The organism is Marinobacter sp. (assembly GCF_033722195.1).
GTDB lineage: Bacteria > Pseudomonadota > Gammaproteobacteria > Pseudomonadales > Oleiphilaceae > Marinobacter.
The window spans coordinates 1-2048 of record NZ_JAWVZL010000199.1 but is presented as its reverse complement, the minus strand read 5'-3'; the positions used below and the strand labels follow the sequence as shown (position 1 = coordinate 2048).

Here is a 2048-nt window from a genome sequence, read left to right as displayed (position 1 = left end):
CCTCTACGACGCCGGCCGAACCGTGGCGGGAGCAGAGGATCAGCGCCTGGGGAAGATCGATATCGTGCTGGTGTCCCACGTTCACGGTGACCATATCGGCGACCGCCGAACCAGCGCCGTCAATGCCGGCACCTGCGCCAGCCCGGATTTCTCCGTCAGCAGCCTGCCGCATTCCAACAGTGTCGAGATCGCCGTCGCCAAGGGCGCCAGTATTGTCACCGGCAGCGAGATGCCGGCCTTCTTTGCCGGCAAACTGGCGGCCGCCGGCGGCAAGGCGGAGGCTTCCGTGCTGGTGCGCTTTGGCGCCATGCAGACCATCGGCGGCGTGGGCATCACCACAGTCCCCGCGGTACACAGCAATGGCCTAGCCCCCGGTTTTCTCACCGGACCGCTGGCGGACTACATGAAGCAGGCCGGCGTCAGCGCCTACGTGGGACCGCCCACCGGTTACGTGCTCAAGTTCAGCAACGGCCTGGTGGCCTACCTTTCCGGCGACACCGGTATTACCGCGGAGCAGCGGGCGGTGGTAAAGGACTATTACGGCGCCAATCTGGCGGTGATGAACATCGGCGATACCTTCACAACCGGTCCCACCGAAGCCGCCCATGTGATCAACAAGATGGTGATGCCCACATCCGTCATTGCTTCCCACGCCAACGAGGAAGCCACCCGGGATGGCAAGGTATTGGCGGGCACCCGCACCGAGGCCTTCATGAAGGCCGCCCAGGTTCCGGTGCACGTGCCGCTCAGTGGCCGCACCATGGCGTTTGACGCCTCCGGTGCCTGCATCGAGGGCTGCCAGTAATGGCGCGCCAGGCTCTGTCGGACAGGTGAGTGGGATAAGGGGGGCGTAGCCTGCATGCGGCGGTGGTGGACAGCGCCGACGATCTGCCGCGCTGACGTCTTGCCCGGTCCGGCCCTTGAATATGGCCGGATCGGGTCCACCATTGTTTTAGGGCGTGCCCTGCGCGCCTCAGGAAAGCTTCCCCAGCAGTTCTTTCCGGAGCGTTTGCAAACCCCTGTTTGCTGAACTCACCGATTCGAATGCGGAGGGATGTCGATGGCACGGAGCTCCAGCAATCCGTCACCGAACCCGAACAAACGCCAGGGCGGCCGCCCGGTCTATCTTGTCGACGGCGCCCGCACCCCCTTCCTGAAGGCCCGGGGGCGGCCCGGCCCCTTTACCCCCGTTGATCTGGCCGTACAGTGCGGCAGGCCGCTGCTGTTGCGCCAGCCGATACCTGCCGACGGCTTCGACCAGGTGATTCTGGGCTGTGTCAATGTCATTCCTGCCGAAATGAACCCGGCACGGATCGCTGCCTTGCGCTTGGGTATGGGTGAGCAGATGCCGGCATTCACCGTCCAGATCAACTGCGGCTCGGGTATGCAGTCGCTGGATACCGCCTACAAGTACATCCGTGAGGGTGACAGCGACCTGATCCTGGCCGGCGGCACCGATGCCCTCAGCCATGCTCCGATGGTGCTCCAGGATGGCGCGGTGGACTGGCTGGCCAACCTCAACGCCGCCAGCTCGCCGCAGGATTATGCCCGCCAGCTGGCCAATTTCAGCCCCGGCAGCTTCAAGCCCGAGGTCAGTCTGGCCAAGGGCCTGACCGACCCCATCGTGGGCCTGAGCATGGGCCAGACCGCCGAGGTCCTGGCCCAGCAGTTCAACATTAGCCGGCGCCAGGCGGACGAATACGCGGTCAGCAGCCACCAGCGCCTGGCCAAGGCCCAGGACGAGGGCTGGCTGGACGGCGAAGTGGTGCCCGCCATTTCCGCCGACGGCCAGCTGTTCGACCGGGACGACGGCGTCCGGCCGGACACCAGTGTGGACGCCCTGGGTCAGCTCAAGCCGGCCTTCGAGCCACCCTACGGCCAGGTCACGCCGGGCAACAGTTCCCAAGTCACCGACGGCGCGTCCTGGATGATTCTGGCCTCGGAAGAGGCGGTGAAGAAGTACGGTCTGGAACCCAAGGCGGTGATCCTGGACAGCGAATGGTCGGCGCTGGATCCAAAGATCATGGGGCTGGGCCCGGTGCTCAGCT

At 65.4% G+C, this 2048-nt stretch carries 2 protein-coding genes; both read left to right on the top strand.

Going from position 1 to position 2048, the window contains the following annotated elements:
* A partial coding sequence (locus R3280_RS16790) for an MBL fold metallo-hydrolase (RefSeq protein WP_318999755.1) occupies positions 1-805 on the top strand: 805 nt, incomplete at its 5' end.
* A 255-nt stretch (positions 806-1060) separates the two neighbouring features.
* Positions 1061-2048, top strand: a 988-nt coding sequence (locus R3280_RS16785; RefSeq protein ID WP_318999754.1) for an acetyl-CoA C-acyltransferase, incomplete at its 3' end; no start/stop codon positions are given.